The sequence below is a fragment of the Aliidiomarina halalkaliphila genome (assembly GCF_007096385.1).
In the GTDB taxonomy this organism is placed as follows: domain Bacteria; phylum Pseudomonadota; class Gammaproteobacteria; order Enterobacterales; family Alteromonadaceae; genus Aliidiomarina; species Aliidiomarina halalkaliphila.
Map to the genome: position 1 here is coordinate 1 of NZ_VJWL01000006.1, position 18,589 is coordinate 18,589.

The following is an 18,589-nucleotide window of genomic DNA, read 5'->3' on the forward strand; positions in this document are numbered from 1 at the left end:
GTTTTACCGTGGTCAACGTGACCGATAGTACCTACGTTTACGTGCGGCTTATTACGTTCAAACTTAGCTTTAGCCATTGCTATTTCCTTAATAAAGTTAGAAGCCCGACCCTTCTGAGCCGGGACTAGAACTCAACTATTAATCTTTAGTGTTGCGCGCAGCGATTACCGCTTCTGCAACGTTGTTCGGAGCTTCTTGGTACTTCAAGAATTCCATTGCGTATGATGCGCGACCCTGAGTTTGTGAACGCAGGTCAGTTGCATAGCCGAACATTTCAGCTAGTGGCACCTGGGCGCGAACTTGCTTCAGACCACCTGGAGCATCATCCATACCTTCGATCATACCGCGACGACGGTTCAAGTCACCCACTACGTCACCCATGAAATCTTCAGGAGTAACGACTTCTACTTGCATAATTGGCTCAAGTAGAGCTGGTTTCGCTTGTAGTGCACCTTTCTTGAAGCCCATGCTACCTGCGATTTTAAACGCCATCTCGTTTGAGTCAACGTCGTGGAAAGATCCATCATACAGAGTGACCTTAACGCCCAATACTGGGAAGCCTGCAAGAACACCGTTTTGCATCTGCTCTTGACAGCCTTTGTCGACTGCTGGGATGTATTCTTTCGGTACCACACCACCGACGATCGCATTCACGAACTCGTAAGTTGGTTTTTCTTCTTCGTCTTTCTTCGCTGGGGTTGTATCAAGCGACAAAGGCTCCATACGTAACCAAACGTGACCATACTGACCACGACCACCCGACTGACGAACAAACTTACCTTCAACTTCCACTTTCTGACGGATAGTTTCACGGTAAGCAACCTGTGGTTTACCTACGTTACACTCAACTTTAAACTCACGCTTCATCCGGTCTACGATGATGTCTAGGTGAAGCTCACCCATACCAGAAATGATCGTTTGACCTGATTCTTCGTCAGTTTTCACGCGGAACGATGGATCTTCTGCAGCTAGTTTACCTAGCGCGATACCCATCTTCTCTTGGTCAGCCTTCGTTTTCGGCTCAACCGCAACAGAGATTACCGGCTCTGGGAATTCCATGCGCTCAAGAACAACGATGCGATCGTGTGAACACAAAGTGTCACCCGTGGTTACATCTTTGAGGCCGATGGCCGCAGCGATGTCACCTGCACGTACTTCTTTAAGCTCTTGACGGTCGTTTGCGTGCATCTGCACGATACGGCCGAAACGCTCTTTCTTCTGCTTCACAGCGTTGTATACAGAATCACCAGCGTTAACTACGCCTGAGTATACACGGAAGAACGTCAGAGTACCTACGAACGGGTCAGTTGCGATTTTGAATGCCAGCGCAGCGAATGGTTCTTCGTCGGTTGAACCACAAGTCGTTTCGTCGCCGTTTTCCAAAATGCCGCGAATATCTTTAACTTCAGTTGGTGAAGGTAAGTATTCGATAACACCGTCAAGTACTGCTTGAACACCTTTGTTTTTAAAAGCTGAACCACAGTGAACCAGTACGATCTCATTGTTCAGTGTGCGCTGACGCAAGCCTGCTTTAATTTCGGCTTCAGTCAGTTCACCACCTTCCAAGTACTTGTTCATCAACTCGTCGTTTGCTTCAGCAGCTGCTTCCACCAACTCGTTGTGTAGTTCTTCGGCTTCATCTAACAAATCTTCTGGAATTGCTTCGTAAGTGAAGGTCATACCCTGGTCTGCTTCATTCCAGTTAATGGCTTTCATCTTAACGAGGTCAACAACCCCTTTAAAATCTTCTTCTGCGCCGATTGGAATCTGAACAGGCACAGCATTGGCCGCTAAACGGGTTTTCATTTGCTTCACAACGTTCATGAAGTCAGCACCCATACGGTCCATTTTGTTTACGAATACCATGCGTGGTACTTCGTATTTGTTTGCTTGACGCCATACAGTTTCAGTTTGCGGCTGTACGCCTGAAGAGGCACACAGTACAACTACCGCGCCATCAAGTACCCGCAGTGAACGCTCTACTTCAACAGTGAAGTCTACGTGTCCAGGAGTATCGATGATGTTAATGCGGTGCTGTGGAAACTGTTGATCCATACCAGCCCAGAAGCTAGTAACCGCAGCAGAGGTGATAGTGATACCACGCTCTTGCTCTTGCTCCATCCAGTCCGTAGTTGCAGCACCGTCATGTACTTCACCTAGCTTGTGCGATAAGCCAGTATAAAAAAGTACACGTTCGGTAGTTGTGGTTTTACCCGCATCTACGTGAGCGACGATACCGATATTACGATAGCGCTCGATTGAAGTTTGTCTTGCCACAATTGCTTCCTCTTAATTAGAGTTTTGAGCGTGAAATTACCAGCGATAGTGAGCGAATGCTTTGTTCGCTTCAGCCATGCGGTGTACGTCCTCACGCTTCTTCACTGCAGAACCTTTGTTCTGAGAAGCATCTAGCATTTCACCAGCCAGACGTTGAGCCATAGACTTCTCACCACGGCCGCGTGCAGCGTCCACCATCCAGCGCATTGCTAGGGTGTTACGACGAACAGGACGAACTTCAACTGGTACTTGATAAGTAGAACCACCTACACGGCGAGACTTAACCTCAACCGCAGGACGGATATTATCAAGGGCACCTTCGAATACTTCGAGGTGATCTTTTCCAGCTTTTTCCGCAACGATGTCTAAAGCACCGTATACGATATTTTCAGCGACTGATTTTTTACCATCAACCATGACAACGTTGATGAATTTTGCCAACAACTCTGATCCGAACTTAGGGTCCGGCAGGATTTTACGTTGGCCGACGACGCGTCTTCTAGGCATTAGAATTCTCCGATATCTTCAGGGATAACCCAAAACTTACAAATTTAATTAGTTTGGCCTTACTCGAACGGAGAACCGTTAAGATTTAGGCCGCTTCACGCCGTATTTAGAACGGCCTTGCTTACGATCTTTTACGCCTGCACAGTCAAGTGCACCGCGTACTGTGTGATAACGCACACCTGGCAAGTCTTTAACACGACCGCCACGAATCAAAATAACACTGTGCTCTTGTAAGTTATGGCCTTCACCACCGATGTATGAAGTCACTTCATAGCCGTTGGTTAAACGCACACGACATACTTTACGCAATGCTGAGTTAGGTTTTTTAGGGGTAGTCGTATATACGCGAGTACATACACCACGCTTCTGTGGGCAAGCTTGCAGAGCCGGAACGTTGCTTTTTTCAACCGGCTTCTTGCGTCCTTTGCGCACTAATTGGTTCACTGTTGCCATGGTTTCTCCAAATTATTCATTTACAACAAGCCAAAGCGCCCGCGTGACTCTCATCACCCAAGCACTTTGCCGATTTCTATGGTATCAGTCGCTATATTGGCACCATAAAAACGGTTGAATCCCCGGAAATGGGGAGGCCGAATTTTATAGGTCATTACTTGAGCTGTCAAGCAATGCCAGTCTTATGGTGAAATGGGGTAAGCTGTGGTGTGTTTATATTGACAGCCCGCTCCATGATCGCGGGCTGACTTTTCAAGCGCTGAAACTGCGGTTTACCTTAAAGGTTTCACGGTTCTTGGAGGTCACTGCGAGGGAAGCGCACCTCATTGACTTGTACATCTATCAACTCGCCTTCGGCATTAAAGTGTAAGTAGGTAGTGACCACTATGATTTCCGTTGCTGTCACATATCGATGTTCAGTTGAGGTTACGGAATCGCCGGAGCTTGCAGTTTGGTAATAGCCGGAATTCCTCACTTCCGACTCGCCCTGGTACATTGCCTCTGGAGAAATATCTAATGGCTGGACAAAAAATATGTTGCCCTGATTATCCATCGCCACAACCAGATATTTTGAACCGAGGTTAATAATTTCAGCGCAGTTTTTGGTGCAGCTTAGGTTTGCTGGTGTAATCTGAGGAGGGCTTGCATGTGTTGCCGAGAAAACGCCAACAAGCGAAGAACAAAGTATGCTGATTAAAAGAATGCTCCGTAGTGAAAGTTTCATAGTCCTTTTTCCTTTTTCCTTTTTCCTTTTTCCTTTTTCCTTTTTTCTAATATATTAATGGTTTGCTACTGCAAGCAAAACTATAGTTGCTTCATTCATGAAAAGCAAAAAAGGCCCCGAAGGGCCTTTTTAAAGTATTGCTTGGCGCACTGTTACTCAGAATCTGACGTATCTTCTTTATCAGAACCTTCGTTCAATGCTTGGCTCAGCTGTTGTTCAGCTTCAGCTGCAGTCACCGTAGTTGCCATGGCCGCACGACGGCGACGTTGACGTTCTTGGTGATACGCAAAACCAGTACCGGCAGGAATCAGACGACCCACGATCACGTTCTCTTTCAAGCCACGTAATGGATCTTCTTTGCCCTGCACCGCTGCTTCGGTAAGTACCCGCGTTGTTTCTTGGAACGACGCCGCAGAAATAAACGACTCGGTCGACAAGGACGCTTTGGTAATACCCAGCAACTGACGCTCGAAGCGCACTGGCATTTTGCCCGCCGCTTCCAGATCACGGTTGGCTTCAACCACTTTCGAGAACTCCGCCTGCTCACCTTCGAGCAATTCAGAATCACCACCATTGCTGATAAGAACTTTACGCAACATCTGACGAACAATAACTTCGATGTGCTTATCGTTAATCTTAACACCTTGGAGGCGGTAAACTTCCTGAACTTCGTTCACAATGTAGTTGGCTACAGCAGATACACCACGCAAACGCAGAATATCTTGAGGTGCTTCTGGGCCATCAGCGATAACTTCACCTTTGGTAACCTGCTCACCTTCGAACACGTTCAACTGACGCCACTTCGGAATCATCTCTTCATAATGATCGCCACCATCTAATGGCGTGATCATCAGGCGACGCTTGCCTTTGGTTTCTTTACCGAACGACACAGTACCTGTGATCTCAGCAAGAATCGCTGGCTCTTTTGGCTTACGTGCTTCAAACAAGTCGGCCACGCGCGGAAGACCACCGGTAATATCCCGAGTCTTCGAACCTTCTTGTGGAATACGTGCCAAGGTGTCACCGATATTTACCGCTGCACCATCGCTCAAGCTAACAATCGCACCACCTGGCAGGAAGTACTGCGCAGGCATGTCGGTACCGGCGATCATCACGTCTTTGCCTTTGGCATCAACGAGTTTCACCATCGGACGCATATCTTTACCAGCGCTGGTCCGTTGCCCTGTTTCTAGGATAACGGTACTGCTCAAGCCAGTCAGCTCGTCGGTTTGGGTGGTAATAGTCACGCCGTCGATCATATCAACGAACTTGATGTTACCTGCCACCTCAGTGATGATTGGATGCGTGTGCGGATCCCAGTTTACGACCACTTCACCGGCCTTCACTTCGTCGCCATCACGCTTCTTCAGCACCGCACCGTAAGGTATTTTATAACGCTCGCGCTCTGCACCGTGTTGGTCAATCAACGTCAACTCTGCTGAACGTGAGGTGATCACCAAATGCGTATCGCTATTCTCAACAGATTTCGCGCTGTGTAGCTTAATACGACCTGGGTTCTTCACCTGAACGTTGCTTTCCGCAGAGGCACGTGATGCCGCACCACCGATGTGGAACGTACGCATGGTTAACTGTGTACCTGGCTCACCGATTGACTGTGCCGCGATAACACCGATGGCTTCACCGTCATTCACCATGTGGCCACGGGCCAAGTCGCGTCCATAACAGTGTGAACACACACCGTGAATGCTTTCACAGGTAATAACAGAGCGTACGGTAATCTCATCAATTGAATGCTCTTCAATGATGTCGCACATCTTCTCGTCGAGTAAGGTGTTGCGCGGTAACAATACTTCGTTGGTTCCAGGCTTAAGAACGTCTTCACAAACTACACGTCCCAATACCCGCTCACGAAGCGGCTCTACCACGTCGCCACCTTCAATCAACGGCTTCATCACCAAGCCTGCGTGAGTTCCACAATCAGACTCTGTGATCACCAGATCTTGTGCCACGTCGACCAAACGACGAGTCAAGTAACCTGAGTTCGCAGTTTTCAATGCGGTATCCGCAAGACCTTTACGCGCACCGTGCGTCGAGATGAAGTACTGAAGTACGTTCAAACCTTCACGGAAGTTAGCGGTGATTGGCGTTTCGATGATCGAGCCATCTGGCTTTGCCATCAAACCACGCATACCGGCCAACTGACGGATCTGGGCGGGTGAACCCCGAGCGCCAGAATCGGCCATCATGTAAACCGAGTTAAATGCTTGCTGTTCTTCTTGCTCGCCTTTCGCGTTGGTGACCGTCTCTTTCGAGAGGTTATCCATCATCGCCTTCGATACTTTCTCGTTGGCCGTAGACCAAATATCGATGACTTTGTTGTATTTTTCACCGGCCGTTACAAGACCTTGCTCAAACTGATCTTGGATTTCCGCAACTTGCTTATCCGCATCTTCAATGATGGATGCTTTCGCAGCTGGAATTTCCATGTCGTTGATACCTACTGACGTTCCCGACACCATCGCAAAATGGAAACCGGTATACATCAATTGGTCAGCAAAAATAACAGTACGCTTCAAACCACAATCACGGTAAGCACGGTTCAACAAACGTGAAATCTGCTTCTTACCCATGTTTTGGTTGATAGCGTCGAATGGCAGGCCATCAGGAAGAATTAATGAGAAAATAGCGCGACCTACGGTCGTGTCTACGATCTTCACTTCTTCTGTGCGCTCACCTTCTTCAGTAAATAATACTTCTTTAATGCGAACCTTCACCCGTGCGTGCAGTTCCGCCGCACCAGTACGGTAGGCTTTCTCTGCTTCTTTCGGGTTCTTGAACGACATCCCTTCGCCTTTACCATTCACACGCTCACGGGTCATGTAATACACACCCAAGACAACGTCTTGTGAAGGAACGATGATCGGCTCACCCGATGCTGGCGAGAGGACGTTGTTGGTCGACATCATCAAGGCACGTGCTTCCATTTGCGCTTCAAGCGTTAATGGAACGTGAACGGCCATTTGGTCACCATCGAAGTCGGCGTTATAGGCCGCACACACCAATGGGTGCAACTGAATCGCTTTACCTTCGATCAATACTGGTTCAAACGCTTGAATACCCAAGCGGTGAAGTGTTGGTGCACGGTTCAACAGCACTGGGTGTTCGCGGATGACTTCATCCAAGATATCCCAAACTTCTGCGGTTTCCCGCTCTACCATTTTCTTCGCAGCTTTAATGGTGGTTGCTAAACCACGGCCTTCGAGCTTGCCATAAATAAACGGCTTGAACAGCTCAAGCGCCATTTTCTTCGGCAAACCACACTGATGCAGGCGTAGTTTTGGACCAACAGTAATTACTGAACGGCCTGAGTAGTCAACACGCTTACCCAACAAGTTCTGACGGAAACGACCCTGCTTACCTTTGATCATATCAGCCAAAGATTTCAGAGGACGTTTGTTAGAACCAGTGATTGCGCGACCACGACGACCATTATCTAATAATGCGTCAACCGCTTCTTGCAACATCCGCTTTTCGTTGCGCACGATAATATCCGGGGCCGCGAGGTCAAGAAGACGCTTCAAACGGTTGTTCCGGTTAATCACGCGACGATATAAGTCGTTCAGATCTGAGGTTGCAAAACGGCCGCCATCAAGTGGTACCAACGGACGCAAATCCGGTGGTAAAACAGGCAGCACTTGCAGAATCATCCACTCAGGCTTGTTACCTGACTGATAGAATGATTCAAGCAGTTTCAAACGCTTAGTGATTTTCTTACGCTTGGTTTCCGAGTTTGTTTCTGGCAGCTCTTCACGCAACAACTTGATCTGGCCTTCCAGATCCACGTTACGCAACAGGTGCAATACCGCTTCGGCACCCATTTTTGCTTCAAACTCATCACCGAATTCTTCGAGCGAATCCAGGTACTCTTCTTCACCCAGAAGTGAACCCACTTCCAGTGACGTCATACCTGCATCGATCACCACATAAGATTCGAAATAAAGAATACGTTCGATATCGCGCAGTGTCATATCAAGCATTAAGCCGATACGAGACGGTAGTGATTTCAGGAACCAAATGTGCGCTACTGGGCTAGCCAGCTCGATATGCCCCATGCGCTCACGACGCACTTTAGTGAGGGTTACTTCAACGCCACATTTTTCACAGATCACACCACGGTGCTTCAAGCGCTTGTACTTACCACACAAACACTCATAGTCTTTTACTGGACCAAAAATCCGCGCACAGAACAAACCGTCCCGCTCGGGCTTAAAAGTCCGGTAGTTGATGGTTTCCGGCTTTTTTACTTCCCCAAACGACCAACTACGAATCTGATCAGGTGAGGCCAAAGAGATTCGAATACGATCGAACTCTTCGCTGTCTTTCATTGGCTTCAGAAACTTCAATAAATCTTTCACGTTTCATCTCCTGTCGGAGTTAACCTAGCCGGAGGAAAATACCTCCGGCGGCGCTTACTCTATACCTGTCGCATATGCGATACGGGCTGCTTACTCGTCTTCTAGCTCGATATTAATACCGAGAGAGCGGATTTCTTTCAGCAACACGTTGAACGATTCAGGCATGCCCGGATCCATCTCGTGGTTACCGTCGACGATGTTCTTATACATCTTCGTCCGGCCATTCACGTCATCAGATTTCACTGTAAGCATTTCCTGCAGCGTATACGCGGCACCGTAAGCTTCAAGGGCCCACACTTCCATCTCACCGAAGCGCTGACCACCGAACTGTGCTTTACCACCGAGCGGCTGCTGCGTGACCAAGCTATAAGAACCCGTTGAACGCGCATGCATCTTGTCGTCAACCAAGTGATTCAGTTTCAGCATGTACATGTAACCAACAGTTACTGGACGCTCAAACGAATCACCGGTACGACCGTCATACAAGGCCACCTGGCCTGAGGTTGGTAAGCCTGCGATATCCAACAATTCTTTGATTTCGGTTTCCACCGCACCATCGAATACTGGCGACGCGACCGGTAAACCCTTCTTCAGGTTTTCCGCCAAACGCAATACTTCGTCATCGCTAAACGACTTGATATCAACATCCTGACGGCCTTTACCGATATCGTAAACCTTCTGTAGGAAGTCACGAACTTCAGCAACTTTGCGCTGTTCTGCAAGCATGGCTTCGATACGACGACCGATTCCACGGGCTGCTGCACCAAGGTGCGTTTCAAGAATCTGACCCACGTTCATCCGTGATGGAACACCTAGAGGGTTCAACACGATATCAACCGGCTCACCATTCTCGTCGTATGGCATATCTTCCACAGGAACAATGGTAGAAATTACACCTTTGTTACCATGACGACCGGCCATCTTGTCACCCGGCTGGATGCGACGCTTCACCGCTAAATACACTTTGACGATCTTTAATACGCCTGGCTGCAAATCATCACCTTGGGTGATCTTGCGACGTTTCTCGTCAAAGCGCTTATCGTAATCATTACGAATTTCTTCGTGCTGTTGCGCAAGGTGCTCGAGATCCTGCTGTGCCGCTTCGTTTTTCAAGCTTTGCGTCAGCCAGTTCGTGCGATCCATAGACGCCAGTTTCGACTCATCAAAACCATTGTTCAGGAGCAAACTGCGAACCCGCGCATATAAGCCTTCTTCAAGGATCTTGAATTCGTCGGTGAGATCTTTCTTCACCTGCGCTAACTGCATGGATTCGATGTCGAGGGCACGCTTATCTTTTTCGACGCCATCGCGAGTAAACACCTGAACGTCAATGACGGTTCCGCTTACACCGTTAGGTACGCGCAGTGAACTGTCTTTCACATCCGATGCTTTCTCACCGAAGATGGCACGCAGAAGCTTCTCTTCTGGGGTCAACTGGGTTTCACCTTTAGGGGTTACTTTACCCACCAAGATGTCGCCGCCGTTTACTTCAGCACCGATATATACAACGCCTGATTCGTCAAGCTTACTGAGCGCTGACTCACCCACGTTTGGAATATCTGAGGTAATTTCTTCTGGCCCAAGTTTGGTATCACGCGCCACACAATTCAGCTCTTGAATGTGAATGGTCGTTAACCGATCTTCTTGAACCACACGCTCAGAAACAAGGATTGAATCCTCGAAGTTGTAACCGTTCCAAGGCATGAACGCGACGCGCATGTTTTGGCCCAGTGCCAACTCGCCTAAGTCTGTTGATGGACCGTCTGCGAGCACATCGCCACGCATCACTGGTTCGCCATCTTTCACACAAGGCTTCTGGTTAATACAGGTATTCTGGTTCGAACGCGTGTATTTTGTGAGGTTGTAGATATCAATGCCCGCTTCACCTGGGATCATCTCTTCTTCATTTACCTTCACAACGATACGTGCCGCGTCTACGTAATCAACAACACCACCACGCTTAGCAACCACAGTTACACCAGAGTCGACCGCAACAGTGCGCTCAATACCGGTACCTACTAACGGCTTATCAGCACGCAGTGTTGGTACCGCCTGACGTTGCATGTTTGACCCCATAAGTGCACGGTTCGCATCATCGTGCTCAAGGAATGGAATCAAGCTTGCCGCAATCGATACGATCTGCTGTGGTGCTACGTCCATATATTCAACCTGCTCTTTCGAGGTCAGGGTGAACTCGCCGTTATGACGGCATGGCACTAAATCTTCTTCAATGTTGCCTTTATCGTCGAGCAAAATGTTCGCCTGAGCGATCACATATTTGCCTTCTTCGATAGCAGACAAGTATTCAACATCGTCGGTGACTACGCCCTTGGCAACTTTACGATATGGTGTTTCTAAGAATCCATATTCATTGGTGCGTGAGAACGTGGCCAATGAGTTGATCAAACCGATGTTTGGACCTTCCGGCGTTTCGATTGGACACAAACGACCATAGTGCGTCGGATGTACGTCACGAACTTCGAAGCCTGCACGCTCGCGCGTTAGACCGCCTGGACCCAAGGCAGAAATACGACGTTTATGCGTGACTTCTGACAACGGGTTGTTTTGATCCATAAACTGAGACAATTGGCTGGAGCCAAAAAACTCTTTTACGGCCGCAGAAATTGGCTTCGCGTTGATCAGATCTTGCGGCATGATGGCATCGAGGTCGCCTAAACTCAGACGTTCCTTCACCGCTCGTTCAACTCGCACTAATCCAACACGGAATTGGTTTTCAGCCATTTCGCCCACAGAGCGAATACGACGGTTACCCAAGTGATCGATATCGTCCACGACATCAAGACCATTTCGGATCTCGATCAGTTTGCGCATCACTTCAACGATATCTTCACGGCTCAAGGTGCCAGAGCCAGTCAGCTCATCGCGACCTAAGCGGCGATTGAACTTCATGCGACCAACAGTCGATAAGTCGTAGCGATCTTCTGAGAAGAATAAGTTCTCAAATAAGGTTTCCGCCGCTTCTTTCGTTGGTGGCTCACCAGGACGCATCATGCGATAGATTTCAACCAAGGCTTCCAAGCGGTTGCTGCTTGGATCAATGCGCAAGGTTTCGCTCACATAAGGACCGTGATCAAGATCGTTCACGAACAAGGTTTCAAATTTCTTGAAGCCTGCTTCGCGTAACTTCGCCAACAATTCTAAGGTGATAATGTCGTTTGCTTTAGCAACAACTTCACCGGTCTTCTTCGCGACGTAATCTTTTGTCAGTACTTTGCCAACTAAATAGTCGACCGGCACTTCCATCTCTTTCACTTCGAGATCAGACAATTGTTTGATATGGCGTGCAGTAACGCGACGACCTTTCTCAACAATCACTTCGCCATCAGGGCCTTTGATCTCAAACAAAGCTGTTTCACCGCGCAAACGCTCGGCAATCAACTTCATAAATACTTTATCGCGACGAATCTCGAACTGGTTCTTTTCAAAGAACATGTCGAGGATCTGTTCGTCGGTATATTCAAGCGCACGCAAGATGATCGTCGCAGGCAGTTTGCGGCGACGGTCAATACGCACGAATACGTTGTCTTTCGGGTCAAACTCGAAATCCAACCATGATCCGCGGTAAGGAATGACGCGTGCGTTATATAAAACTTTACCTGAAGAATGTGTTTTACCACGATCGTGATCGTAGAACACACCAGGTGAACGATGCAGCTGAGAGACGATAACTCGCTCGGTACCATTAATTACAAAGGTACCATTTTCAGTCATGAGCGGAATTTCGCCCATGTAAACTTCCTGCTCTTTGATTTGCTTAATCGTACCCGCTGGCGCGTCTTTATCGTACATGACGAGACGCAGGGTTACGCGCAAAGGAGCAGAGTATGTGACACCGCGGATTTGACACTCGTTCACATCAAATACAGGTTCACCTAAACGGTAACTGACATACTGCAATTCAGCATTACCAGAGTAGCTCGCTATTGGGAAAACGGAGCGGAATGCCGCTTCAAGTCCGTATTCGCCTTCTGGATCGGCGTCAATGAACTTCTTAAATGAGTCGAGCTGAATTGAGAGCAGGTAAGGAACTTCAAGCACCTGTGGGCGCTTTCCAAAGTCCTTACGGATACGTTTTTTTTCAGAGTAGGAGTACGCCATGGGGTTCCTCAGCTAGCTGATTTCTGACCCGAGCTACCGATGTGGAAGGTAGCTGCCAACAGATTTCGTCACAATCCGTTCGCCTGTATTTTCGATGTCGATATGTCCACAATACAGGAAACTAAGACATATCCTTTTTAGCGCAAAAAGCCTGGTGACTTTTAAGTCACCAGGCCAAAGCCGTTAAAGGCCTCGTTGCGAATCAAGTGTCTTACTTGATCTCAACTTCTGCACCAGCTTCTTCAAGATCTTTCTTCAGTGCTTCAGCGTCGTCTTTCGAGATGCCTTCTTTCACTGCAACTGGAGCTGATTCAACCATTGCTTTCGCTTCTTTCAGGCCAAGACCTGTTGCTGCGCGAACAGCTTTGATTGCGCCAACTTTGTTTGCGCCAGCAGCTTTCAAGATTACGTCGAATTCAGTTTTCTCTTCTGCAGCGTCAGCGGCAGCAGCAGGACCAGCAGCTACTGCAACAGCAGCAGATGCGTCAACACCGAATTTCTCTTCAGCAGCTTCGATCAACTCTACCAATTCCATAACTGGCATTTCAGCGATCGCGTTTAAGATATCTTCTTTAGTCAGAGCCATTTCTCTAAACTCCCGGGTTTATAAGTAAATAAAAGTAAATTGATTAAATCGCTTATTTGGCGTCTTTGATTGCCGACAAAACGCGTACAAATTTCGTAGGTACTTCGTTGATCGTACGAACGAACTTCGATACTGGCGCTTTGAAGGTGGCAAGCAATTTGGCCAACGCTTCGTCGCGTGTCGGAAGTGATGCAACGGCTTCCAGTTTTTCTGGACCGAGCAATCCAGAACCGATAGACAATGCCGTCACTTTCAGGTGCTTTGATTCTTTCTGGGCATCTTTGAGCAGGCGCGCAGCGGCACCTGGTGCATCAATAGAAAACCCATAAACCAATGGACCTTTCAGTGCAGGTTCAATGTCTGCAAACTTCGTCCCTTCCAGAGCGCGTTTCGCGAGAGTGTTCCGAATAACTTTCAGATACACGCCTTGCTCACGAGCCTGACGACGGAGTTTAGTCAGCTCTGCAACTTCCATTCCACGATACTCAGCAACAGCGACGGATAGAGCCTGTTGAGCAACATCGTTAATTTCCTTAACGATTGCTTTTTTTGCTACTAAACCTAGTGCCACTAGTATCACCTCTTTTTGGAGTGTCCGGCATACGCCTTCTACTCAAACGTTACAATGTGGTGAGTTACTGCTTTCGCATCCCTCACCGCTTTGTCACGGTGAATCTCTACCCAGAGAGTCTGAGCTGGATATCACCATCTGCGCAGGCTGTCATTGATTAAGTTAGTGCCTCTCGACATTAACGCCTGCGGTCTTGGATGGGAGCCACATCAAAAATTGAGAGGCGACTCCAACCCTAAAACTTTTACAGATTTTAGCTACGAACTTCCAAGCTACCTTGGTCGATCCGTACGCCTGCGCCCATAGTGGTCGACAGGCTGACGCGTCCAATGTACGCGCCTTTTGAAGTTGCTGGCTTGGCTTTCTTCAGCGCAACCAACAAAGCTTCTAAGTTTTCTTTCAGCTTCACGTCGTCAAAATCAACGCGGCCGATAGTGCAGTGAATGATACCGTTCTTATCGTTACGATAGCGAACCTGACCTGCTTTTGCATTTTTAACCGCAGTTGCAACGTCTGGAGTTACCGTTCCGGTTTTCGGGTTTGGCATCAAACCACGTGGACCTAAGATTTGACCCAACATACCCACAACACGCATAGCGTCTGGAGATGCGATCACAACATCAAAGTCCATCTGGCCTTTCTTCACTTGCTCAGCAAGATCTTCCATACCTACTAGGTCTGCACCCGCTTCTTTAGCTTTCTCAGCGTTTGCACCTGATGTAAATACAGCTACACGTACATCACGACCCGTGCCGTTTGGTAGTACAGTTGCACCACGAACGTTTTGGTCAGATTTACGAGCGTCGATTCCAAGGTTCACAGAAACGTCAACGCTTTCAGTGAACTTTGCAGTTGCTAGCTTTTTCAGCAAAGCAATTGCTTCATTAATTTCGTAGTCACGCGAGTTATCAACTGCTTCGCGAATTGCGCGCATGCGCTTAGTTAAACGTGCCATGGTGCCTTACCCCTCTACCTTCAGACCCATTGAACGTGCGGAACCAGCGATAGTGCGTACAGCAGCATCGAGGTCGGCAGCAGTCAGGTCTGGTTCTTTAGTCTTCGCGATCTCTTCCAACTGAGCACGGGTAACAGTACCTACTTTCTCAGTGTTAGGACGGCCTGAACCACTCTTAATACCTGCAGCTTTCTTCAATAAGAACGACGCTGGAGGAGTTTTGGTGATGAAGGTAAAAGAACGATCTTCAAAAACTGTAATTTCAACAGGTACCGGAGCGCCTTTTTCAAGCTGATCCGTTGACGCGTTGAACGCTTTACAGAATTCCATGATATTCACACCGTGTTGACCTAACGCAGGACCAACCGGAGGTGAAGGGTTTGCCGCACCAGCTGCTACTTGCAGCTTGATAATGGCGGTAACTTTCTTAGCCATGTGTAAACCTCTGTTTTACTGGGTTAAACGCCTCGTATGCCAAGAGGAGACATACTCAAACGGCTTCCCAAAAGTGAAAAAACGGAGGCGGATTGTATAGGAATCCGCCAGCGTGATCAAGCCTTTTCGACTTGCCCGAAATCTAAATCAACCGGTGTTGAACGGCCAAAAATAGATACCGAAACTTTAACGCGACTCTTATCGTAGTCGACTTCTTCAACAGTCCCGTTGAAATCAGCAAAAGGACCATCGGTAACGCGCACAACTTCGCCCGGCTCGAACAACGTTTTCGGACGTGGACGATCGGCGTTTTCAGTGAGGCGGTTTAAGATTAAGTCGGCTTCTTTTTGTGAAATAGGCGCAGGGCGTTCTGCCGTACCACCAATGAATCCCAATACCCGCGGCGTGCTCTTCACAAGATGCCAAGTATCTTCGTCCATCGCCATTTCTACCAAAACATAGCCTGGGAAAAACTTGCGCTCGCTTTTGCGGCGCTGAGTGCCTTTCATTTCAACCACTTCTTCGGTCGGAACAAGAATCTGACCGAACTTGTCTTCCATACCCTGGGTTTTAATGTATTCAGCTAAGGTTTTCGCAACCCGGCCTTCGTAGCCCGAGAACGCCTGAACAACGTACCAGCGCTTCTTCTTTGGTTCAGTCATAGGTGCTCTCCTTAAACGGTGATACCGGTTGCTAAGCCAACGACTCGCACTAAGATGCCATCAAGGCCCCAAAGGATTAGCGCCACAATAGCGGTTGCGACCAACACGATTAATGTTGTTTGCGAGGCTTCTTTGCGCGATGGCCAAACCACTTTACGCACTTCTGTCCGGCTCTCTTTGGCAAAGCCAAGGAAGATTCGACCCTTGGTTGTTTGCGAAGCTACAAAGGCTGCAATCGCGACCGCGATCACCACACCCGCTGCACGCAATACAACAGACATATCACCATAGATATTGTTACCAACTACCGCACCCGCCAATAACAGGCCTACGATAATCCATTTTACGATATCCAGTGAATTTCCCTGGTTTTCTGTTTTCTCACTCATTATTGCCGGACCCGCATTGATTCAGCTAAAAACTGGCAGGGGTGGAGGGATTCGAACCCCCAACCGTCGGTTTTGGAGACCGCTGTTCTACCAATTGGAACTACACCCCTGAAGAAACTTTTCTTCATTCTGAAGGCGGACCAACCTTGTGCGAAAACTTTGCAAACAAAGGGAGGTTTTTAAGAGGCATTCAGAATGGACGCGTCATTATACCCATGAAGCGCTCAAAAGCAAGTAAAGCGTCATCGAAAAACACGGTGGTTGCGCAGCATAAACATCGAACGGTTCCCCTACTCGGCTGCTGCTTCGCTCAGTTTTAAATGTGCATAATTTGTCAGCAGCTGATCGACATCAGAGCGCAACGCTTGCCGATGCTGCTCCGGAGTTTCTGGTAGGTACCCGATCACTCGAGCATCTTGTTGATGAAATCGTTGCACGATGGTTTTCGATAGAACGGGTACGCCCGCCACTTTCGGAGGAACCGCGTAAAACTGGCCTTGTTGAATGGCTCCCATACCGGGAAGACCGATCAACGCGGCGACGCCCGCACGATAGCAAGCACCTTGCCGAGCCAAACAAAATGCATCCGGTAAGGCTGAGGTGAGTTGCTGTTGGTGTTGTGCGTCCCACAACAAATAGCGGGTTTGGGTACGTAAAAATTGATCCACAGCCGCGTCTTGTCGCCAACGCGCTAGCGCATCTAAAGTGGTTTGCGCCTGTTCAGGCTTAATATCTAAAATCCACTGATACTGATGAAAATAATCGAGGAGTTCATCAAAAAACATCAGCCGTTCACCAAATTGCAGTCGAACCTGTGTAAGCTCTGCGCGCGTCAGTTGGTCAACACGTTGGCTTACACCGCCGATGCGACTTAAATCGGGATCGTGACAGAGTACAATATGACCATCTTTGCTGGTCCGCAAATCTGTTTCTAAATGCTGAATCCCACATTCAAGGGCCGCCGCAAAAGCCTCGCGAGTATTTTCAGTGCGTACCGTGCGCGCACCGTCGATAGCCAAACAGAACCCACGATGACTAATCCACTCTGGCATAGCCACTCCTCATGGTAAAACGAGATTTCAGTATAAACCAAAGTGCAATAATGTTCAGCGAGAGCGCATAGACAAAAAAACGACCAGCAAAGGCTGGCCGTTGAAGGGTATTACATCTAGGGGGTGTTAACCGTTATCACCAACGATAATATCGAGCGTTACACCTGCTTCGATTTGAATATTCTCGCTATGGAAGAAATTCAACTCGGTTTCTTCTTCCGGATCATCGTCAGTATCACAGGTAACTGCCACTGTGTAGTTGCCACTTTGAATGTACCCAATGGCAAACTCATAGTTAGCCGCACCGTCATAAAACACTGTCGCACTGGCGTATGGACCATTGTCGTCGTCACTGTTATCGGCCATGTCTTCAAATGCCACATCATGACCCGAATACAGATATACGGCTGCCACCGGCGTTTCAAGATCTTCTGGTGCTACTGCACATTCATTGTCGATCAATAAGGTTTCTGCAACCTGACCTTCAATGTGACCCACTTCAGCGTTGTCCACTAAACGTAATCCACGTGGCGTCAATAAGTAATGCGGCAAACCCGGAGGTGCTACCACCGCCCGACGTAAATCAAACTCCAAGGTATAATTGAAGGTTTGGTTCGCCATTAAAGTAGGCCCATCCAAGCGTAACTGACCAGAAGGCACGCGGAGATCGTGAATGGTGCCATCCATTAATTCAATTTCGCTGCCATCAGCAATATCTAAACGCAATTGCCCATAAGTACCGGCTTCTACTTCAGCACCGACAACAAGATCTTCCGCCGCGGCGCCTTGCAAGGTAAGCAAGTCAACACCTTTGGTATTTGGAATCGGATTGCCTGAGCTGTCCAAGCACAAATCATTGGCTTCAACTGCGCCATTATCGCCACCCACGTCAAAGCGTTGTGGTGGTTGTCCGTTACCAACAAGTTGAACACTCTCGAAGCACACTAGAACACGCGCTGCTTGATCAACAGGGGCGTCACTTACACCCATTGAGAATACTGCTGTATTGCCTTCATCAGATGATGAGTTACAGGCTGTTAAAACTGTCGAGCTTAAGGCTGCGATAACCGCAGCTTGCATAATGCGATTCAATGTGAATTTCATCTCAAGTTACTCCTTTTGCCGTCTTCACTTGAGGATAACGTCTTGGCAGGGATTTTTATTCCATGACAATGTAAAGAAAATTCAAATGCGTGCTAACCCGTTATTTTACGCTTGTTAGCAGCGGAGTAGCGGGGAGCAGAATGAACGTTCAGATTAAAGATATGGCAGTTAACCATACAAAAAGGGAGCCAATCGGCTCCCTTTTCAAAAGGTCAGTGACCTGTGAAGTATGTATCAATTAATCGATGATTTTTGATACAACGCCAGCACCTACGGTACGGCCACCTTCACGGATTGCGAAGCGCAAACCATCGTCCATCGCGATTGGAGCAATCAGCTCTACAACGAACTTCAGGTTGTCACCAGGCATGACCATTTC

Annotated in this window: 15 protein-coding genes, 1 tRNA gene and 1 pseudogene; all 17 read right to left on the bottom strand. The window is 48.2% G+C overall.

Going from position 1 to position 18,589, the window contains the following annotated elements; translation table 11 throughout:
* Nucleotides 1-77: pseudogene (locus tag FM042_RS11700) on the bottom strand (elongation factor Tu); the annotation flags it as partial.
* A gap of 61 nt (nt 78-138) precedes the next feature.
* Entirely contained in the window at nt 139-2,277 is a 2,139-nt protein-coding gene (gene fusA, locus FM042_RS11705) for an elongation factor G (RefSeq protein ID WP_143236633.1), read from the bottom strand.
* 36 nt (nt 2,278-2,313) lie between these two features.
* Nucleotides 2,314-2,784: a 30S ribosomal protein S7 gene (rpsG, locus tag FM042_RS11710; RefSeq protein ID WP_143236634.1), complete on the bottom strand. Its 471-nt coding sequence runs from the start codon at nt 2,782-2,784 to the stop codon at nt 2,314-2,316.
* A 78-nt stretch (nt 2,785-2,862) separates the two neighbouring features.
* Nucleotides 2,863-3,237 (bottom strand): 30S ribosomal protein S12, encoded by a 375-nt coding sequence (rpsL, locus tag FM042_RS11715; RefSeq protein WP_126777728.1) that lies wholly within the window; start codon nt 3,235-3,237, stop codon nt 2,863-2,865.
* A 286-nt stretch (nt 3,238-3,523) separates the two neighbouring features.
* Nucleotides 3,524-3,961: a hypothetical protein gene (locus FM042_RS11720; protein WP_143236635.1), complete on the bottom strand. Its 438-nt coding sequence runs from the start codon at nt 3,959-3,961 to the stop codon at nt 3,524-3,526.
* Nucleotides 3,962-4,113: 152 nt separating this feature from the next.
* Nucleotides 4,114-8,337, bottom strand: coding sequence for a DNA-directed RNA polymerase subunit beta' (gene rpoC, locus FM042_RS11725; RefSeq protein WP_143236636.1), 4,224 nt, complete (start codon nt 8,335-8,337; stop codon nt 4,114-4,116).
* Between the two features lie 90 nt (nt 8,338-8,427).
* The gene (gene rpoB / locus FM042_RS11730; protein ID WP_143236637.1) at nt 8,428-12,456 is read right to left on the bottom strand and encodes a DNA-directed RNA polymerase subunit beta; all 4,029 of its coding nucleotides are present in this window, start codon (nt 12,454-12,456) and stop codon (nt 8,428-8,430) included.
* A 211-nt stretch (nt 12,457-12,667) separates the two neighbouring features.
* Complete coding sequence (gene rplL / locus FM042_RS11735) at nt 12,668-13,042, bottom strand: 50S ribosomal protein L7/L12 (RefSeq protein ID WP_143236638.1); 375 nt, start codon at nt 13,040-13,042, stop codon at nt 12,668-12,670.
* Between the two features lie 52 nt (nt 13,043-13,094).
* Nucleotides 13,095-13,613 (bottom strand): 50S ribosomal protein L10, encoded by a 519-nt coding sequence (gene rplJ / locus FM042_RS11740; RefSeq protein WP_143236639.1) that lies wholly within the window; start codon nt 13,611-13,613, stop codon nt 13,095-13,097.
* A 253-nt stretch (nt 13,614-13,866) separates the two neighbouring features.
* A complete protein-coding gene (gene rplA, locus FM042_RS11745) occupies nt 13,867-14,568 on the bottom strand; it encodes a 50S ribosomal protein L1 (RefSeq protein WP_143236640.1) in 702 nt (233 codons plus the stop codon).
* A gap of 6 nt (nt 14,569-14,574) precedes the next feature.
* Nucleotides 14,575-15,003, bottom strand: a complete 429-nt coding sequence (rplK, locus tag FM042_RS11750) for a 50S ribosomal protein L11 (protein ID WP_143236641.1) — start codon at nt 15,001-15,003, stop codon at nt 14,575-14,577.
* Nucleotides 15,004-15,119: 116 nt separating this feature from the next.
* A complete protein-coding gene (gene nusG / locus FM042_RS11755) occupies nt 15,120-15,665 on the bottom strand; it encodes a transcription termination/antitermination protein NusG (protein ID WP_143236642.1) in 546 nt (181 codons plus the stop codon).
* Nucleotides 15,666-15,676: 11 nt separating this feature from the next.
* Nucleotides 15,677-16,054, bottom strand: a complete 378-nt coding sequence (secE, locus tag FM042_RS11760; RefSeq protein WP_143236643.1) for a preprotein translocase subunit SecE — start codon at nt 16,052-16,054, stop codon at nt 15,677-15,679.
* A gap of 33 nt (nt 16,055-16,087) precedes the next feature.
* A tRNA-Trp gene (locus tag FM042_RS11765) sits at nt 16,088-16,164 on the bottom strand.
* Between the two features lie 180 nt (nt 16,165-16,344).
* Entirely contained in the window at nt 16,345-17,106 is a 762-nt protein-coding gene (locus tag FM042_RS11770; RefSeq protein ID WP_143236644.1) for a glycerophosphodiester phosphodiesterase, read from the bottom strand.
* Between the two features lie 126 nt (nt 17,107-17,232).
* Nucleotides 17,233-18,210: a DUF4382 domain-containing protein gene (locus tag FM042_RS11775; protein WP_143236645.1), complete on the bottom strand. Its 978-nt coding sequence runs from the start codon at nt 18,208-18,210 to the stop codon at nt 17,233-17,235.
* Nucleotides 18,211-18,448: 238 nt separating this feature from the next.
* Nucleotides 18,449-18,589, bottom strand: a 141-nt coding sequence (locus FM042_RS11780; protein ID WP_456298076.1) for an EF-Tu C-terminal domain-related protein, incomplete at its 5' end; no start/stop codon positions are given.